Consider the following 16,767-nt stretch of genomic DNA (forward strand, 5'->3'; position numbering starts at 1 on the left):
CGATTCTAGGCAGCGGCCCAGGGCGGCCGAGGCGCCGCGGACTGGGGCTTTCAGGGGGGGGCTGGCGGCATTCGCGCATGCTCGGTCGGGCGCGGTTCAGCGCGCCGGACTCGGCGTCGCCGGGTCGACCGTGGCCACCCGCTCGCGCCACACCAGGTCGACCTCGAGGCCGCGGCGGCGCACCAGGGAGCGCTGCTCGACCACGCGCTCGTCCAGTCGCAGACGGCCACTGACGATGAAGTGGCTGCTGCTGACGGCCAGGCGGTCGTTGTTGAGCACCGTGCCTTCGGGCAGCAGGGGCTTGAGCTCCTCGAGGTTGCGGAACGGCTTGTTCCGCCGGGCCTGCACGATGCGGTCGGCGGCGGTCAGGTCGAGCCCGTCGATGACGGCGGCGATGACCTCGCGCGGGGCCGTGTTCACGTTGACCGGTGTGGGCGTGGGCAGCACGATGAGCCAAGGCTCCAAGCGCCGCACGCTGGTGGCGTCCAGCCCCAGCCAGCGCAGTTGCGCGACGCTGCGCGGCCGCAGGGGCACGTCGGCGTTCTCGTTGTCGGTTTGCGATTGGCTGGCGGCGCGAAGCTGCTGCACCAAACGGGTGGCGCTGCCACTGTCCACGCCGGCGTTGGCGCACAGGCGCAGCAAGCTGCGTTGCTCCAAGGGGTCGATCTCGCGGTTGCGCAACAGGTTGGACAGGTTGTAGCGGGCCTGCGCGTCAACGATGGCACCCGACAGGAAGGCCTCCGGCCCGCCATCGTCCGCCGCGGCGGCTGCGCCTTGTTCGGCTGCCAGAAAGGTGGACAGGCGCGCCTCGGCCAGGGGCACGGCCCAGACCTCGCCCAAGTGGTCCACGGGCTCGCGCTGGTTGGCCCGGGCGTCTTCGCGCAGGATCAAGCGCGCCCAGTCCAGCGCGCCTTGCAGCACCCAGGTGGCCTGGCTGCGCGCGCGGTCGGCGGCTTCGGTGTTGATGGCACGGGTTTGCTGCCAGACCATGGCGGCGGCCAGCGTCGCCACCAGGGTGACGACCAAGAGCGCCGTCAGCAAGGCCGCGCCGCGTGGGGGCAGGGGGGCGGGCCTCATGTGCCGCCCGGGATGAGGGTTTGGTGCAGCAAGGGGCCGCCAAAGCCGCTGCCCTCGCCGAACTCCAGGCGCAGGCGGATGCCGGAGGGCAAGCTGGCCCGCGCGTCGTTGCCGGGCGACGAGGCGCCACTGGCCGGCACCGAGGCCGAGCCTTCCGGCGGCTTGACGGTCGTGGCGTCCAGGTCGGCGCTGGACATGGCGTTGGTCCAGGCGTTCAGCCGGAAGTACGCGAGCTGCCAGCCGCTGACGCCCGACAGGGCGGCCAGCGCCTGCGGTGCCAAGGTGCTGGTTTGCTGCGAGCGCCGGTAGGCGGCGATCAAAGCCGGCTGGGCGCTTGCGGGCGCCGACGCCCAGCGCCACAGTCGGCCGTCTTCCACCCACCACACCACCACCTGCAGGCCGTCGGCCGCGCGGCGCGTGAAGCGCAGCGCCCGGCCGTCGAAATCGAGGGCGGGGACGATCTGGCTGTCCTGCAGTTCGCCCAGGTCGCGCTCCCATTGCGCCACCACGGTCTGCAGGCGGCTGCTGCGGGCCACGCTGGCCTCGCCGGCCTCGCGCGCGCGCAGCAGGCCGTCGATGCCGCGCCAGGCCATGCCGGTTAGCAGGGCCAGCAGCACGATGGCCACCAGCACCTCCACCAGGGTGAAGCCGCGCACCTTGGGGGCCATGTCAGTAGCGCCCCATCACGGTGGAGATGACGACCATGCGCGGGGCCTCGGGCGTGCCCACGACCGCGTCAACGCGCCGGAAGCTGGGGTTGGGCGTGGCGCGCACCTCCAAGCGACCTTGGAAGCTCAGCCCGAGCTGCTCGCAGCCGAAGGCGCTGTCGCCCACACCCGGGAACTGCTTGGTCAGCTTGAGTTCCACCAATTGGTTTTCGCCGCACCACTGCGCGGCACTCACCGCCTGCAATCGTTCGGCGTTGCCCACCAGGGTGTGGGCGGCCTTCATGCCGGCCGCCAGGGTGATGGCGACGATGCTCAGCGCCACCAAGACCTCGATGAGCGTGAAGCCGCGCGGCGGCTTCATGGCGCGGGCGCCTCGCGTTGCAACGAAAAGGGTCCCAAGCCGTCGGTGCCCAGGCGTACCTCGGCCTCGTTCAGGCGCAGGCGCAGGGTTTGGGCAGGGATCAGGGGCTCAGGTCCCAGCACTACCGCCGCTGCGGCAGGCTCAAGGGTGACCGTGGGGGCCTCGGGGCCCAACCACTGGCTGGGCCAGGGCGTGCGGCCCGGCAGGCCTTCGAACGCGAAGCGCGAGCCCCCGGCAGGGTCGGGCACCAGGCGCCAACGGGCCGGCACCGACTGGGTGCGGGCCTCGGCCCGCGCGGCGTCGAGCAGGGTGCCCAAGCGCTCGGCCTCGCGCTCCAACTGGTCGCGGTCGGAACTGCGCATGGCCAGGGCCACGCTGGCGGTGGCGACGGCCACCAGGGCCAGCACCACCATCAGTTCGATCAGGGTGAAGCCGCGGCTGCGGGGCACCGGGTCAGCAGATCAAGGCTGCCAAGAGCCGATGTCGGCATCCAAGCCTTCGCCACCTGGCTTGCCATCGGCGCCGAAGCTGAACACCTCGACCTCGCCCGCACGGCCGGGAACGGCGTACTGGTACGGATTGCCCCAGGGATCCTTGAACTGCTTTTCGACGTACGGCCGCCAGTTGGCGGGGATGCTGCCCGTGGTGGGCTTGCGCAGCAGCGCGTCCAGGCCTTGATCGGCCGACGGGTAGCGGAAGTTGTCCAGCTTGTAGAGCTTGAGCGCGTTCATCAGCGATTGGATGTCGCTGCGTGCCGAAGTGACGCGGGCGTCGTCGGCCCGGCTCAAGACATTGGGCACCACCAGGGCCGCCAGCAGGCCAATGATGACCAACACCACCAACAATTCGATCAGCGTGAAGCCGCGTTGGCGGCCCGTCTTGGGGAATCTGCGCATGGGAAAAGGGCCGGCGTCGGCCCATCGAGCGGGGGTCGGACCATGATAATCCGCGCCCATGTGGCAACGTCTCCTGACTCTCAGCACATGGCTCCTGGTGGGGGCGTCGGCCACGGCCTACGGCTTGCGCCTGTGGCCAGGCTCGGCCGCCAGCCCGGCGCCCTTGGCCACGGCCGGTGGCCCCGAGCTGCCCACCGCACCGGAGGCCTACCAGCGCCTCATGGGCGCAGCCCCGGCCGCCGCGGACACCTTGCCGACCGACACCCGCTACAACTTGGTGGGCGTGGCCGCCCCACGAGGCGACGCCCAGCAACGCGAGCAGGGCGTGGCCCTGCTGTCGGTCGACGGCGGGCCGCCCCGCGCGGTGCGCGTTGGCCAGTGGGTGGACGGGCAAAACCAATTGATCGCGGTGTCGTCGCGGGGTGCTGAACTGGGGCGCGACGGCGTGGCGCGCGTCCGCCTGACCCTGCAAGGGGCGCCCGAGGCGGCCACGGGCAGCCTGCCACCGCCGGCCTCGTTGACGGCCCAGGTGGCCCCGACCGCACCGGCGGCGGTGGTGGTGGCGCCTAACTTGCCGGCCGCCCCCTTGCAAGGCGTGGCCATGCCGCCGATGCCCCCCATGCCCGGTGCAAGCGGCCCCGAAGCGGCGCGCGACGCCGACGAATCCGGCCCGCGACGGGCCTTGCGCCAGGACGCCACCACCCGCTGAACGGGGGCGGGCTCAGGGGCGCGAACCCGGCAGGTCGTAGCCGTCGGCCAGCAGCGCCGCGGCGCTGCGCACCAAGGGCCAGGCCAAGCAGGCGCCGTTGCCGTCCAAGGTGTTCATGCCCAGTTCCAGCAGGGCGCCGGCGCGAAAGCTGGCCAGCGCCGCGTCCAAGCCCGGGTCGTCGCTGCTGCGGCAAAACAGCACGTAATCGGTGACGGGCGGCGCCAGGCTGGCCGCCACCCGCAAGGCGGCGCAGGCGGCCATGCCGTCCACCAGCACCAGGTGCTGCTTGCTGGCCGCAACCATCATGGCGCCCACCATCACGGCGATGTCGTGACCGCCGAGCGTGGCCAGGGCGTCCAAGGGGTCCATGCCCACCGGGTGGCGCGACAGGGCCAGGTTCAGCGCCTGATGGACGCCGGGGTCGGTGTAGGGATGGAGCAGGCGCTCCAGGGGCAGGGCCTCGAGCCGCGACAGCAGCAAGGCGCCGACCTCGGTGGCCCCTTGGCCAATCGCGGCCAGGGCCATGGCGTTGCCGGGGTGGGCTTCTGCCAGTTCCATGCCGACCCGCAGCGCCGACTGCATCTGCTCTTTGGACATCGCCGGGCCCATGCGGGCGTTGCGGCTGCCATGGGCCACCTTGCGAACCCAGAGCTTGGGGTGGTAGGGCAGGTCGTCGGCCATGCCGCAATCCACCACCTGCAACTGCAGCCCGTGCAGGCGGGCCAGCATGGCGCTGGACAGGCGCGACTGCAGGGCCAGCATCGCGCGCTCCGAGGTGGGGCAGCGCCAGGTTTGCCCCACGCCGTCCACCGCCAGTCCGTGGTCGGCGGCAAACAGGATCAGACTCGGATCGCGAAAGCGCGGGGTGGCACTGCGCTGCACCAGCCCCAGCCGCACCGCCACCTCGGTCAGTTGCCCAAAGCCGCCCGCAGGCGGCACGCGCCGCACCAATTGGGCGCGAAGTTGTTGTTCGAGCTCGGGATTGGCGGTGGGGGTGATCAGGGACTCGTGCAGGGCCATCAGCGCAGGAAGAGGTGGTACGCCGCGTTGGCGCTCTCGTCCTGGTAAGGGTAGCCCAAGCCCTGCAGGAAGCGCCGGAATGCGGGCATGTCGCGGTCCGGCACCTGGATGCCCATGAGCACGCGCCCGTAGTCGGCGCCCTGGTTGCGGTAGTGAAAGAGGCTGATGTTCCAGCCCGGGTGCATCGCGTCCAGGAAGCGCATCAGCGCACCCGGACGCTCGGGGAACTGGAAGCGCACCAAGCGTTCGTCACCAGCCAGGCCCGAGCGCCCACCGACCAAATGCCGCAAGTGCAATTTGGCGAGCTCGTCGCCTGTCAGATCGAGGCAGGGGAAGCCATGCCGCGTGAAGCCCTGGGCGATCTTGCCGGCCTCGCCGCGCTTGCTCATGGCGATGCCCACGAAAAGGTGCGCTTGGTCGGCGTCGCTCAGGCGGTAATTGAATTCGGTGAGGCTGCGCGTGCCGAGCAGCTGGCAAAAGCGCTTGAGGCTGCCGCGGGCTTCCGGCAAGGTCACGGCGAACAGTGCCTCGCGCTGCTCACCGACCTCCGCTCGCTCGGCCACGAAGCGCAAGCGGTCGAAGTTCATGTTGGCGCCGCAGGTGATGGCGGCGAAGGTTTGCCCTTTGCAGCCGGTGGCGGCCACGTGTTGCTTGATGGCAGCCACACCCAGTGCGCCCGCGGGCTCGACGATGGAGCGGGTGTCCTCGAAGATGTCCTTGATCGCGGCGCACACGGCGTCGGTGTCGACGCGGATCCAGCCGTCCACCAGCGCGTGGGCCACGCGGAAGGTTTCATCGCCGGCGCGCTTGACGGCCGTGCCGTCGCTGAACAGGCCCACCTCGGCCAGGGTCACGACCTTGCCGGCTTCGCAGCTCTGGGCCATGGCGTCGGAGTCGGTGGTTTGCACGCCGATGACCTTGACCTCCGGCCGGATCGCCTTGATGCAGGCGGCAACGCCCGCGATGAGCCCGCCGCCGCCCACGGCCACGAACACCGCGTCCAAGGGCCCGTTGTGCTGCTGCAGCAACTCCAGGCCCACGGTGCCTTGGCCGGCAATCACGTCGGGATCGTCAAAGGGGTGGATGTAGGTCAGGTCTTCGGCATCGCGCAGGCGAAAGGCCTCGACCTGCGCGTCGCTGAACGAGTCGCCATGCAGGACGACGTCGCCGCCCAGGGCCAGCACGGCCTCGATCTTGACCCGGGGCGTGGTCACCGGCATGACGATGCGCGCCGTGCAGCCCAGTTTGCGCGCCGACAGCGCCACGCCTTGGGCGTGGTTGCCGGCCGAGGCGCAGATCACACCGCGCGCCAGTTGCTCCGTGCTCAGTTGGGCCATGCGGTTGTAAGCCCCCCGCAACTTGAAGCTGAACACGGGTTGCTGGTCTTCGCGCTTGAGCAAGACCTTGTTGCCGAGTCGCTTGGTCAACTGTCGCGCGGGCGTCAGGGGCGTGACCTGGGCCACGTCGTACACCCGGGCACGCAGGATGCGCTGCAGGTAGCTGTCGGTGTCTAGGGTCAGCTGGGGCTTGGCAGGGGGCTTGGCGCGCGGCATCGGGGCATTCGGGAAGGCGGAACTACCATGCTGCCATGAACTGCACGATCACCTGGAGCGGCCCCGGCGGCATGAGCTTCCACGCCGCCACTGGCAGTGGCCACTTGGTCAACATGGACGGCGCCCCCGAAGGCGGCGGTCGCAACTTGGCGCCCAGGCCGATGGAGATGATGCTCGTTGGGGCAGGCGGCTGCACCGCCTACGACGTGGTGCTGATCTTGCAGCGCGGGCGCCACCAGGTGCTGGGCTGCAGCGTCGAGGTCAAGGCCGAGCGCGCCTCAACCGACCCGAAGGTCTTCACCCAGATTCACTTGGCCTTCCAGGTGACCGGGCGGGCCTTGCCGGCGGCGGCGGTGGAGCGGGCGGTCGCCCTCTCCCACGAAAAGTACTGCTCGGCCACGGCGATCCTGGCGCACACGGCCACCATCACGCACAGCGTCGAGGTCGTCGAAGCGCCCTGATCAAAGGCGGTGGGCCGTGGTCGTCATGACCTTGGCCGCGCACCGCATCAGGGTCGGAATGGGCGAGGGCAGGGCGCGCGCACCGCGGGCTTCGGCCCACGCGGCGTGGGCGGCTTCGTCCTGCTCCATCTGCTGCACGATGGCCCGAGACGGCGCGTCGGCCTCCGGCAGCCGGGTCAAGTGCTCGGCCAGGTGGGCTTCTACCTGGCGCTCGGTCTCCACCACGAAGCCCAGGCTCCAGGCATCGCCGGCCAGGCCGGCGGTCAGGCCCAGGCCGAAGGCGCCGCCCCACCAAAGGGGGTTCAGCCAGCTGGGCCGGCCGTCGAGCTCTGCCAAACGGGCTGCGGTCCAGGCGAGATGGTCTTCCTCTTCTTGCGCTGCCCGGGTCAGCTCGGTCCGCAAGGTGGGGTCGCGGGTGGTCAGCGATTGCGCTGCGTACAGGGCCTGCGCGCACACCTCGCCCACATGGTTCACGCGCATCAGCGCCACCGACAGGCGGCGCTCCTCCGAGGTCAGCGGCCGGGTCGGAGCAGCCGCCGGCCGGGCGCGTTGCGCTTGGGGCACCGCGGCCCACGCGCGCAAAGTGCGGTCCAGTTGGGTCACCCAGCGGTCGGCGGCTGAGGGGGTTCGCATCGAGTCCATGGGGCCAGTTTAGAAAGCCACGCCCGTTGCGCGATGACAACGAATGCCCTCATGCGGCTTTGTCATCAACGCGTCACGACAGAACTCGGATGATTCAACCCAACGCGATGCCCTCGATGGTCGGGGGCGCCGCCATCTTCAGGAGTACTCCAATCATGAAAAAGACGGTCGTGGCGCTTGCAGCGCTGCTGGGTTCGGTGGGTGCAATGGCCCAGTCGTCGGTGACGGTGTTCGGCGTGATCGACGTGGCCGCCCGCGACCTCAAGGGCGCCAACTCGGTCAAGCAGTTGGTGAACGAAGGCCGCGCGGCCAGCCGCCTCGGTTTCCGCGGCGTGGAAGACATCGGCGGTGGCCTGAAGGCGAGCTTCCACATCGAAGCCGGTCTGGCGCCCGACACCGGCTCGGCCGACGCAGCCTTCTGGCAGCGCCGCTCGACGGTCAGCCTCAGCGGTGACTTCGGCGAAGTGCGCCTGGGCCGCCAAAAGGCCGCGACCCGCACCCTGATCGACGAGTTCGACGTGTTCGGCGGCAACGCGATGTCTGGCATCAACCGGATCATCTTCCTGGACCGCAACCGCATGGACAACCAGGTGGCGTATTACCTGCCCAAGCTGGGCGACTTCTACGGCAACGTGGAAGTGACGGCCGGCGAAGGCAACACCACCACCTCGGGCAAGAGCACCGTGGGTCGAGCGGGCTACAAGACCAAGCAACTGCACCTGTCGGCGGCTTACGGCCAATTCGGTGCCCTGAACAAGTTGAAGCTGTCGGCCCTGGGCGCCAGCTACGACTTCGGCGATTTCCAACTGCTGAGCAGCTACAGCCAGTACAAGCAGGGTACTGCCTCCCTGAAGGTGACCAACTTGGGCGCCACGGTCAAGGTGGGATCGGGCAAGGTGCTGGCGTCCTATGGTCGCGCCACCGGGGCCAGCAACCGCGAAGCCAACCTGCTGGCGGTGGGCTACGACTACAGCCTGTCCAAGCGCACCACGCTGTACACCACCTTCGGCAGCATCGACAACAAGGGCACGTCCACCTTCGCGCTGGCCGGCGCTGCGGGCGCCTCCCTGCCCACCGCCGGTGGCAAGTCGCGCGGCTACGAGTTTGGGGTCCGCCACAACTTCTGATCGTCGGACGACGGTTCAGGGTCAGGCCGCCTTCGGGCGGCCTTTTTCATGGGCGGCCCCTTTGCAGAGATGTTGGATGTGTGCAACAGCGCGGTTGGGCGACTTGGGGCTTGGCGAGAATCTATTGCATCTCAACCGGAGACATCCCTCATGAGCATGAAGCGTCTTTTCACTGTTTCTGCCCTGGCCCTGGCCAGTTCGGCCGCTTTGGCCCAGTCGAGCGTCACGATTTACGGCGTGATCGACGCGGCTTATCGCGTGGAGTCGACCGTGGCCGCCGGCACGACCGGAGGCTCGATCAAGTCCCTGGCCCCGGGTGGCATGTCGCAAAGCCGCCTCGGCATCAACGTGAACGAAGACATGGGCGACGGCTGGCGCGCGCTGGTGAACCTGGAGCACCGCCTGATGTCCGACACGGGCGCCGCCAGTTCCTCGAGCGACTTCTGGCGCCAAGCTTGGGTGGGCCTGACCACCCCGGTGGGTCGCGTGACCTTGGGTCGTCAGTACAACGTGCTGTTCGACCTGACCACGAGCACCTTCGCTGCCTACAAGTACTCGCCCTACATCGAGCAGTTCAAGCCCGAGCTGGGCGTGGCCGTGGGCAACCGCCAGAGCAACATGGTGAAGTACGCCATCACCGTGGGCGACCTGACGGCCGAAGCGCAAGCCAGCGCCGGTGAAGCCACGGGCGACCGCACCATCGGCGGCATGGCGCGCTACCAGCTGGGCAGCTTCGCCCTGGGCGCGGGCATGATCAACTCCAAGGACCCGGCGGGCAAGCAAGTCAAGGGCACCGTGTTCGGCGGCTCGTACGCCTCCGGTCCGCTGTACGTCAACGCGGCCTACGGCAAGAACAAGTTCGACGCGGGCTTCAACCCGACCCTGATCGTGGCCTACTCGACGGCCCTGGTCAGCCCGGCCACCCCGGCGAACCAGATCCTGTCGGCCATCGCCTTCGACGTGAAGGATCGCGACCTGACCTCGTTCGGCTTCACCTACCAGCTGACGCCCCAATTCAACCTGGGCGCCCAGTACTACCAGTTGAAGCAGTCGCACCGCAGCACCACCCGCGAGAGCAAGGCCAACATGTACTCGATCGTGGGTCAGTACGCGCTGTCCAAGCGCACCGACACCTACGTCGAGTACGACAAGATCGGCATCGCCGCCAGCAGCCCCACGACGTTTGCCAACGGCAGCCGTTCGCGCACGGGCTACATGGTGGGCCTGCGCCACCGCTTCTGACGCGTTCCTGCGTCCAAGCCAAGGCCACCCTCGGGTGGCCTTTTTTATGCGCGGATAACCTTTCGACCTAGGGCGTTTCCGCTTGCGATGCCGAGGCGGGGCCGTGATGATGCGCAGCTTTGCCGGCGCGAGATCGGGTCGATATGTGGGTGTTTGTGATGCGCCGCATGATGCAGGCGCTTTTGGTGATGGGCGCGGTGGCGCTGATTGCCTTTTCGCTGTTCCAGTTCGTGGGCGATCCGGTGTCCAACATGCTGGGGCAGGACGCCACGCCCGAGCAGCGCGATGCGCTCCGGCGCGACCTGGGCTTGGATCGCAGCGTTCCGGTTCAGTTCGCCGCATTCGTGGCCAATGCGGTGCAAGGCGACTTCGGCCTGTCGTTGAAGCAGGGCCGCAAGGTGTCTACGCTCATCGCCGAGTCGTTTCCGGCCACGATGGAGTTGGCCTTGGCAGCGGCCTGCTTCGCGGTGATGGTGGGCATCCCCTTGGGGGTCTACACGGCCTTGCGTCGCGGCAAACCCCTGGCCCAGTTGGCCATGGCCGTTTCCCTGGTGGGGGTGTCCTTGCCCACCTTCTTGATCGGCATCCTGCTGATCATGGTGTTCGCCGTGAACCTGCAATGGTTGCCGAGCAACGGCCGCGGTGAGGTGCTGCAACTGGGGTTCTGGAGCACGGGCTTGCACAGTTGGGAGAGCGCGCGTTACCTCATCTTGCCCGCCATCACCTTGTCGCTGTTCCAACTCGCACTCATCCTGCGCTTGGTTCGGTCCGAGATGCTGGAGGTGCTGCGCACCGACTACATCAAGTTCGCCCGCGCGCGTGGCTTGCCCGAGCGGGTGGTGCACTTCTCGCATGCCCTTCGCAACACCTTGGTGCCTGTCATCACGATCACGGGCTTGCAACTCGGCTCGCTCATCGCTTTCGCGATCATCACCGAGACCGTGTTCCAGTGGCCGGGCATGGGCCTGTTGTTCATCCAAGCGGTGCAGTACGCCGACATCCCGGTGATGGCCGCCTACCTGTGCCTGATTTCCTTGATCTTCGTGACCATCAACCTGTTGGTCGACCTGCTGTACGTGGCCGTGGACCCGCGTTTGCGCGTGGACGGTCGGGCGTCGGGTCATTGAATTGGACGGTGTGATGACCTCTGTGGCGCAAGAGCCCAGCGCGTGGCAGCGCTTTTGGGCCGGCGATGTGATGTATTCCTTCCGCCGCTCGCCGGTGGCGGTGGTGGCGGCCGTGGTGCTGCTGGTGTGCGTGCTGGGCGCGGTGCTGGCGCCCTGGGTCGTGCCGCACAACCCCCAGGACTTGGCCAGCCTGAACCTGATGGATGCCCAATTGCCGCCGGCATGGATGCCTGAGGGGCGGGCGACCTACCTGCTCGGAACCGATGGGTACGGGCGCGACATCCTGTCGGCCCTTTTTTATGGGGCCCGCGTGTCGCTGCTGGTGGGCCTGGGGGCCGTGGCCTTGTCGATGGCCATCGGCATCAGCTTGGGCTTGGTCGCGGGCTTTTTCGGGGGGCGCCTGGACGCCGTGCTGATGCGCGTGTGCGACGTCATGCTGTCGTTCCCAGCGATCTTGGTGGCCTTGTTGATCAATGGTGTGGGGCGCGCCTTGTTCCCGAACGCGAGCGACTCGCTGGCGTATGGCGTGCTGATCCTGGCCATCGCGTTGAGCGGCTGGGTGCAGTACGCCCGCACCGTGCGTGGCTCGACCTTGGTGGAACGCAACAAAGAGTACGTGCAAGCCGCGCGGGTGGTGGGCGTGCCTTCGCTGCGCATCATGCGCCGCCACGTGCTGCCCAACGTGCTCGGGCCGGTGCTGGTGTTGGCCACCATCCAAGTGGCCTCGGCCATCATCACCGAAGCGACCTTGAGCTTCTTGGGCGTGGGCGTGCCCCCGACCAATCCGTCCCTCGGAACCTTGATCCGGATCGGGAATGAGTTCTTGTTCGCTGGGCAGTGGTGGATCACGCTGTTCCCGGGGCTCATGCTGGTGGTCATCTCGCTGTCGGTGAACCTGCTGGGCGATTGGTTGCGCGACGCGCTGAACCCGCGCTTGCGTTGAAAACGGTGTCCATGAATCACTCGAAATCCAGCGCCCCGCTGCTGTCGGTGCGCGATCTTTGCGTTGAATTCCCCACGCGGCATGGCGTGTTGAAGGCCCTGGACCGGGTGTCCTTCGACATCGCACCGGGCGAAATCCTTGGGGTCGTGGGCGAGTCGGGGGCGGGCAAGTCGCTCACGGGGGCGGCGCTGATCGGATTGCTGGAGCCGCCCGGCCGCGTTGCTTCGGGTGAGATTTGGTTCGAAGGCCAGCGCATCGACCAGTTGCCCGCCGATGGCATGCGTCGGCTGCGTGGGCGAAAGATCGGGGCCATCTTCCAAGACCCGCTGACGTCATTGAACCCACTGTTCACCGTCGGGCAGCAACTGGTTGAGACGATTCGGGCCCACCTTCCGCTGAACGAGCGGGAAGCCCGCGAACGTGCCATTGACTTGCTGCGGCAAACCGGCATTCCCGCGCCGGAAGCACGCGTCGACCAGTACCCTCACCAGTTCAGCGGGGGCATGCGCCAACGCGTGGTGATTGCCCTGGCCTTGGCGGCCGAGCCCAAGCTGATCGTGGCCGACGAGCCGACCACGGCGCTGGACGTGTCCATCCAAGCGCAAATCATTGGCCTGCTGCGCAGGGTGTGCCGAGAGCACGGGGCGGCCGTGATGCTGGTGACGCACGACATGGGCGTGATTGCCGAAACCTGCGATCGCGTTGCGGTCATGTACGCCGGGCGTGTCGTGGAAGTGGGTCCCGTTCAACAGGTCATCCATTGCCCGGCGCACCCCTACACCATTGGCCTGATGGGGTCGATTCCTTCCATGAGCAGCGACCGCGAACGCCTTCAGCAGATCGATGGGGCCATGCCCCGGCTCAATGCCATGCCGGCGGGCTGTGCGTTTCACCCGCGCTGTGACCAAGCGGGGCCGCGTTGTCGCCGTGAATTGCCCGCCTTGATGGACGTGGGCAGCACCCGTGCAGCGTGCTGGGTGCATGACGCGGGCGGGGTGGAAGCATGAGTGCCGCGCCCTTGGTGCAGGTCGACGACCTGCAAATGCGATTCGACGTCTCGGCGCCTTGGCTCAACCGGGTGTTGGAGCGCAAGCCGAAGCAGTTCGTCCATGCGGTCGACGGCATCAGCTTCCACATCCAGCGTGGCCAAACCTTGGCCTTGGTGGGCGAAAGCGGCTGCGGCAAGAGCACGGTGGCCCGGTTGTTGGTGGGCCTGTACCGCCCTTCCGGTGGCGACGTTCGCTTCGAGGGGCGAAGCACGCGCGATTGGTTCGCTGCGGCCGACGCGCCTGCGCTGCGGCGCCGTCTGCAGATGATCTTTCAAGATCCCTACGCCAGCCTCAATCCGCGCTGGAAGGTGCGGGACATCGTGGCCGAACCCCTGCGGGAGCACGCGCTGGTCGTGAACGCAGCCGAAGCCGAAGCGCGGGTGGGGGAGTTGCTGTCGCAGGTCGGCCTGAACCCAGCGGATGCGAGCAAGTTCCCGCACCAGTTCAGCGGCGGGCAACGCCAACGGATCTCGATCGCACGGGCCCTCGCCACGGCGCCAGAGTTCTTGGTGTGCGACGAGCCCACCAGTGCGCTCGATGTGTCGGTGCAGGCGCAGGTCCTGAACTTGATGCGCGATCTGCAGCAGAAGAACGGGCTGACCTACCTGTTCATCAGCCACAACCTGGCCGTGGTTCACCACATGGCCGACGAAGTGGGTGTGATGTACCTCGGGCGTTTGGTGGAGTTGTCGGACAAGAAGCGCTTGTTTGCCCAGCCCCGACACCCCTACACACGGATGCTGTTGGACGCGATTCCCGACATCCAACTCACGGGGCGGCAGCGGGCGGCCGTGCAAGGCGAGGTGCCCAATCCCCTGAGCCCGCCGAGCGGTTGCAGCTTCCACCCGCGCTGTCCGCACGCCAACGAACGGTGCAAGACCGAGCGCCCGGTCTTGAGCGAGTTCCAAGGCATTCGCGTGGCCTGCCACGCCGTCGCCGAGGGACGCCTCTAACGCGTCGCCTTAGGGCGAAGGGGCTTCGCTGAAGGCGCTGGGTGGTGGCAAGCGCAGCGGCCCCTTTTGGCCGCACCCCGACAGGGCCCCCAATGCCATCAGGGCCAGCGCCCAGACGACCCCACGTTGCCATGCCATGGCTCCTACACTGCGCGCCCGTTGTGCTTTCATGCCGCCCAGTGTAGAGATGCCATGGCTTCGTTGACCGACTTCGAATACCACCGACTGACCGACAGCCTGCTGCGCCGGATCGAGGCCCAGGCGGACGCGTGGTTGCAAGACGACGTGATCGACATCGACGCCCAGCGCACTGGCGGGCTGTTGGAACTGAGTTTCCCGGACCGCAGCAAGTTGGTGGTGAACACCCAACCGCCGCTGCACGAGGTCTGGCTCGCCAGCAAGGCCGGGGGCTTCCACTTCGCGTGGCGGGAGGGCGATTGGCGAGACACCAAGACCGGGACCCCGTTCGAAGCCGTGTTCAACGAGCAGGCCAGCCTTCAAGCGGGCCGCTCGTTGCGGCTCAGCGCTTGAACAGGTCCAAGATTCCGCGCTTTTCTTCTTCGGTGCCGGGCTTGGGGGCCTGTGCGTCGTCGTCGGCGGTCAAGGCTGAGACTCCCGCCTTGCCGCTGTACTCGTCGAAGTAGTACTCGCCATTGACGACGATCACGCCCTCGGGCGGCTCGTAGGGGCTCACCGGGGTGTTGCGAAGCGCAAACTGCATGAAGTCGATCCAGACGGGCAGGGCGAGTCCGCCGCCGGTTTCCCGGCTGCCCAGCTTTCTCGGCTGGTCGTAGCCAATCCACACCACGGCCACGAGGCTCGGTTGGTAGCCGGCGAACCAAGCGTCGATGGAATCGTTCGTGGTGCCCGTCTTTCCGTACAGGTCAGGTCGCTTCAAGGTGGCTTGGGCCTTGGCGGCCGTGCCGCTGCGAGTCACTTCCTGCAACAGGCTCGACATCACGAAGGCATTGCGCTCGTCGAGCGTGCGATTGGCTTCGGTCAGGCCGGGCTCGGCCGCGCGGTACAACACGCGCCCCTTGTCGTCGGCCACGCGTTGAATCAGCGTGGAGGGCAGGTAATGCCCGCCGTTGGCGAAGACGGCGTAGCCCTCCGCCATCTGGAGGGGGGTGACCGACCCGGCCCCCAGGGCCATGGTCAGGTAGGCCGGATGCTTCTCGGCTTCGAAGCCGAACCGCGTCAGCCATTCCTGGGCCGGGTGCACGCCCACCGAGCGCAGCACCCGGATGGACACCATGTTCTTCGACTTGGCCAAGGCCGTGCGAAGGCTCATGGGCCCTTCGAACTTTCCGTCGTAGTTCTTGGGCTCCCAAGGCTGGCTGCCCGTGACGCCGGCGTCGAAGAACAAGGGCGCATCGTTGACAGTGGTGGCGGGCGTAAAGCCGCGGTCCAAAGCAGCCGAGTAGATGAAGGGCTTGAAGCTGGAGCCGGGCTGTCGCCAGGCTTGGGTGACGTGGTTGAACTTGTTCTTGTTGAAGTCGAAACCACCGACCATCGCCCGAATTGCGCCCGTGTTGGGGTCCAGGGCCACCAACGCGCCTTCGACCTCGGGCACTTGGGTGATGGTCCAGGCACCTTTGGCGTCGGCGAGCAGGCGCACGACGCTGCCACGGCGGATTTGGACCTTGGGGTTGGCGCGATCCGTCAAGCCCGAGCGGACCGGATTCAGGCCCTCACCAGTGATGGTCACGGACTCGCCGCTTTGGAGCAGCGCTTGCACCTGCCGGGGCGAGGCGCTGAGCACCACTGCCGCGACCAGTTCGCCATTGGGGGGGTGGTCAGCCAGGGCCTCTGCCACACGAGCGTCCACCGCGGAGTTGTCGGCGGGCAAGTCAACGTAGGCCTCTGGGCCGCGATACACCTGACGGCGTTCGTAGTCCAAGAGCCCGCGCCTCAATGCGCGGTAGGCCACTTGCTGCTCGTCCGCACGAACGGACAAGGTGACGTGCAGGCCGCGGATGTAGGCCTCGTCGCCGTAGCGCGACACGATTAGTTGTCGGGCGGCTTCTGCGGCGTAATCGGCGCTTGCGGTGCTCACCAAGCCCCGACGAACGTGCAGTTCCTCTTTCTTGGCCTGGGCATGTTCTTCTGCGGTGATGTAGCCGTGCTCCAACATCCGGTCGAGGATGTACTGCTGACGAATGTGGGCTCGGCGCGGGTTGGTGATGGGGTTGTAGGCCGATGGCGCTTTGGGTAATCCGGCGAGCATGGCCGCTTCGGCAATGCTGATGTCCTTCAAGGGCTTGCCAAAGTAGACCTCGCTGGCGGCTGCAAACCCGTAGGCGCGGTGCCCCAGAAAGATTTGGTTCATGTAAACCTCGAGAATCTTCCGCTTGGGCAGGGCGGCTTCGATCTTGAGGGCCAGCAGAATCTCGTAAATCTTGCGGGTTAGGGTTTTCTCGGAGCTGAGGTAGAAGTTCCTCGCGACCTGCATGGTGATGGTCGACGCGCCTTGACTGCGGGATTCCGCCAGATTGGCCAGGCCGGCTCGGAGCACGCCCACATAGTCCACGCCACCATGCTGGTAAAACCTCGAATCCTCGATCGCCAGCACGGCGTTTTGCATGACGGTGGGAATTTCATCGATGCCAAGGTGCTGGCGGCGTTCCTCCCCGAATTCGGCCAGCAACTGCCCTTCCGCTGACCAAACCCGCAAGGGCTGCCTGGGTCGGTACTCGGTGAGCCCCGAGACGTCAGGCAAGTTGGGGTAAGCGCTGGCCAAGACCACCGCCAGCACCAACAAGCCGGCCACGCCCAGTGCCACCAATCCCAGCGCCACCTTGCCCAGGGCTCGCCACCAGCCGAACGGGGTGTGGTGGGGACGGGCATCTTCTGGCGTGGGTGCGTTCATGTGGAATCCAAAGCGAACGAGAAATTATAGAAATCAGGGTTTGCCATCCCAGGCAAACCATGAGTGTGGC

At 67.4% G+C, this 16,767-nt stretch carries 19 protein-coding genes; 9 read left to right on the forward strand and 10 right to left on the reverse strand.

Features of this window, described 5'->3' with window-relative positions:
* Positions 1–96: 96 nt before the first annotated feature.
* Genes gspK through gspG form a run of 5 tightly spaced genes read right to left on the reverse strand, consistent with a single transcriptional unit; the run spans position 97 to position 3,002 of the window.
* Positions 97–1,077, reverse strand: a complete 981-nt coding sequence (gene gspK / locus EOD73_RS09810) for a type II secretion system minor pseudopilin GspK (protein WP_127682811.1) — start codon at positions 1,075–1,077, stop codon at positions 97–99.
* Positions 1,074–1,745: a prepilin-type N-terminal cleavage/methylation domain-containing protein gene (locus tag EOD73_RS09815; protein WP_127682812.1), complete on the reverse strand. Its 672-nt coding sequence runs from the start codon at positions 1,743–1,745 to the stop codon at positions 1,074–1,076. Before EOD73_RS09815 ends, gspK begins: the two co-directional genes overlap by 4 nt.
* 1 nt (position 1,746) lies before the next feature.
* Entirely contained in the window at positions 1,747–2,106 is a 360-nt protein-coding gene (gene gspI / locus EOD73_RS09820; RefSeq protein ID WP_127682813.1) for a type II secretion system minor pseudopilin GspI, read from the reverse strand.
* Complete coding sequence (locus EOD73_RS09825; protein WP_127682814.1) at positions 2,103–2,555, reverse strand: pilus assembly FimT family protein; 453 nt, start codon at positions 2,553–2,555, stop codon at positions 2,103–2,105. Before EOD73_RS09825 ends, gspI begins: the two co-directional genes overlap by 4 nt.
* A gap of 12 nt (positions 2,556–2,567) precedes the next feature.
* Entirely contained in the window at positions 2,568–3,002 is a 435-nt protein-coding gene (gene gspG / locus EOD73_RS09830) for a type II secretion system major pseudopilin GspG (RefSeq protein ID WP_127682815.1), read from the reverse strand.
* Between the two features lie 58 nt (positions 3,003–3,060).
* On the opposite strand from gspG, the gene EOD73_RS09835 reads away from it, so the two are divergent.
* Complete coding sequence (locus EOD73_RS09835; protein ID WP_127682816.1) at positions 3,061–3,711, forward strand: hypothetical protein; 651 nt, start codon at positions 3,061–3,063, stop codon at positions 3,709–3,711.
* A gap of 12 nt (positions 3,712–3,723) precedes the next feature.
* Here EOD73_RS09835 and EOD73_RS09840 read toward each other — a convergent pair whose 3' ends face one another.
* A complete protein-coding gene (locus EOD73_RS09840) occupies positions 3,724–4,731 on the reverse strand; it encodes a nicotinate-nucleotide--dimethylbenzimidazole phosphoribosyltransferase (protein ID WP_127682817.1) in 1,008 nt (335 codons plus the stop codon).
* Positions 4,731–6,284 (reverse strand): threonine ammonia-lyase, biosynthetic, encoded by a 1,554-nt coding sequence (gene ilvA, locus EOD73_RS09845; protein WP_127682818.1) that lies wholly within the window; start codon positions 6,282–6,284, stop codon positions 4,731–4,733. Before ilvA ends, EOD73_RS09840 begins: the two co-directional genes overlap by 1 nt.
* Before the next feature lie 35 nt (positions 6,285–6,319).
* On the opposite strand from ilvA, the gene EOD73_RS09850 reads away from it, so the two are divergent.
* Positions 6,320–6,745, forward strand: a complete 426-nt coding sequence (locus EOD73_RS09850) for an OsmC family protein (protein WP_127682819.1) — start codon at positions 6,320–6,322, stop codon at positions 6,743–6,745.
* On the opposite strand, the gene coq7 is transcribed toward EOD73_RS09850, so the two are convergent.
* Positions 6,746–7,378: a 2-polyprenyl-3-methyl-6-methoxy-1,4-benzoquinone monooxygenase gene (gene coq7, locus EOD73_RS09855; protein WP_127682990.1), complete on the reverse strand. Its 633-nt coding sequence runs from the start codon at positions 7,376–7,378 to the stop codon at positions 6,746–6,748.
* A gap of 164 nt (positions 7,379–7,542) precedes the next feature.
* Between coq7 and EOD73_RS09860 the strand changes: the two genes are divergently transcribed.
* The 6 genes from EOD73_RS09860 (at position 7,543) to EOD73_RS09885 (ending at position 13,828) form a co-directional block, all read left to right on the forward strand.
* Positions 7,543–8,514, forward strand: coding sequence for a porin (locus EOD73_RS09860; RefSeq protein ID WP_164846020.1), 972 nt, complete (start codon positions 7,543–7,545; stop codon positions 8,512–8,514).
* Between the two features lie 150 nt (positions 8,515–8,664).
* Positions 8,665–9,756 (forward strand): porin, encoded by a 1,092-nt coding sequence (locus tag EOD73_RS09865; protein WP_164846021.1) that lies wholly within the window; start codon positions 8,665–8,667, stop codon positions 9,754–9,756.
* Positions 9,757–9,899: 143 nt separating this feature from the next.
* Complete coding sequence (locus EOD73_RS09870) at positions 9,900–10,883, forward strand: ABC transporter permease (protein ID WP_127682822.1); 984 nt, start codon at positions 9,900–9,902, stop codon at positions 10,881–10,883.
* Positions 10,884–10,896: 13 nt separating this feature from the next.
* Entirely contained in the window at positions 10,897–11,826 is a 930-nt protein-coding gene (locus tag EOD73_RS09875) for an ABC transporter permease (RefSeq protein WP_127682823.1), read from the forward strand.
* Positions 11,827–11,837: 11 nt separating this feature from the next.
* A complete protein-coding gene (locus EOD73_RS09880; protein WP_127682824.1) occupies positions 11,838–12,833 on the forward strand; it encodes an ABC transporter ATP-binding protein in 996 nt (331 codons plus the stop codon).
* On the forward strand, positions 12,830–13,828 hold the full coding sequence (locus EOD73_RS09885) for an ABC transporter ATP-binding protein (RefSeq protein ID WP_127682825.1): 999 nt from the start codon (positions 12,830–12,832) through the stop codon (positions 13,826–13,828). The genes EOD73_RS09880 and EOD73_RS09885 overlap by 4 nt, the downstream gene beginning before the upstream one ends.
* 9 nt (positions 13,829–13,837) lie before the next feature.
* On the opposite strand, the gene lptM is transcribed toward EOD73_RS09885, so the two are convergent.
* Positions 13,838–13,999: an LPS translocon maturation chaperone LptM gene (lptM, locus tag EOD73_RS18010; RefSeq protein WP_375137438.1), complete on the reverse strand. Its 162-nt coding sequence runs from the start codon at positions 13,997–13,999 to the stop codon at positions 13,838–13,840.
* A 21-nt stretch (positions 14,000–14,020) separates the two neighbouring features.
* Here lptM and cyaY point away from each other — a divergent pair, with 21 nt between their 5' ends.
* Positions 14,021–14,359, forward strand: a complete 339-nt coding sequence (cyaY, locus tag EOD73_RS09895; RefSeq protein WP_127682827.1) for an iron donor protein CyaY — start codon at positions 14,021–14,023, stop codon at positions 14,357–14,359.
* On the opposite strand, the gene EOD73_RS09900 is transcribed toward cyaY, so the two are convergent.
* On the reverse strand, positions 14,349–16,697 hold the full coding sequence (locus tag EOD73_RS09900) for a penicillin-binding protein 1A (protein ID WP_127682828.1): 2,349 nt from the start codon (positions 16,695–16,697) through the stop codon (positions 14,349–14,351). The genes cyaY and EOD73_RS09900 overlap by 11 nt on opposite strands.
* Positions 16,698–16,767 lie beyond the last annotated feature (70 nt).

This window comes from Inhella crocodyli, from assembly GCF_004004565.1.
Lineage (GTDB): Bacteria > Pseudomonadota > Gammaproteobacteria > Burkholderiales > Burkholderiaceae_C > Inhella > Inhella crocodyli.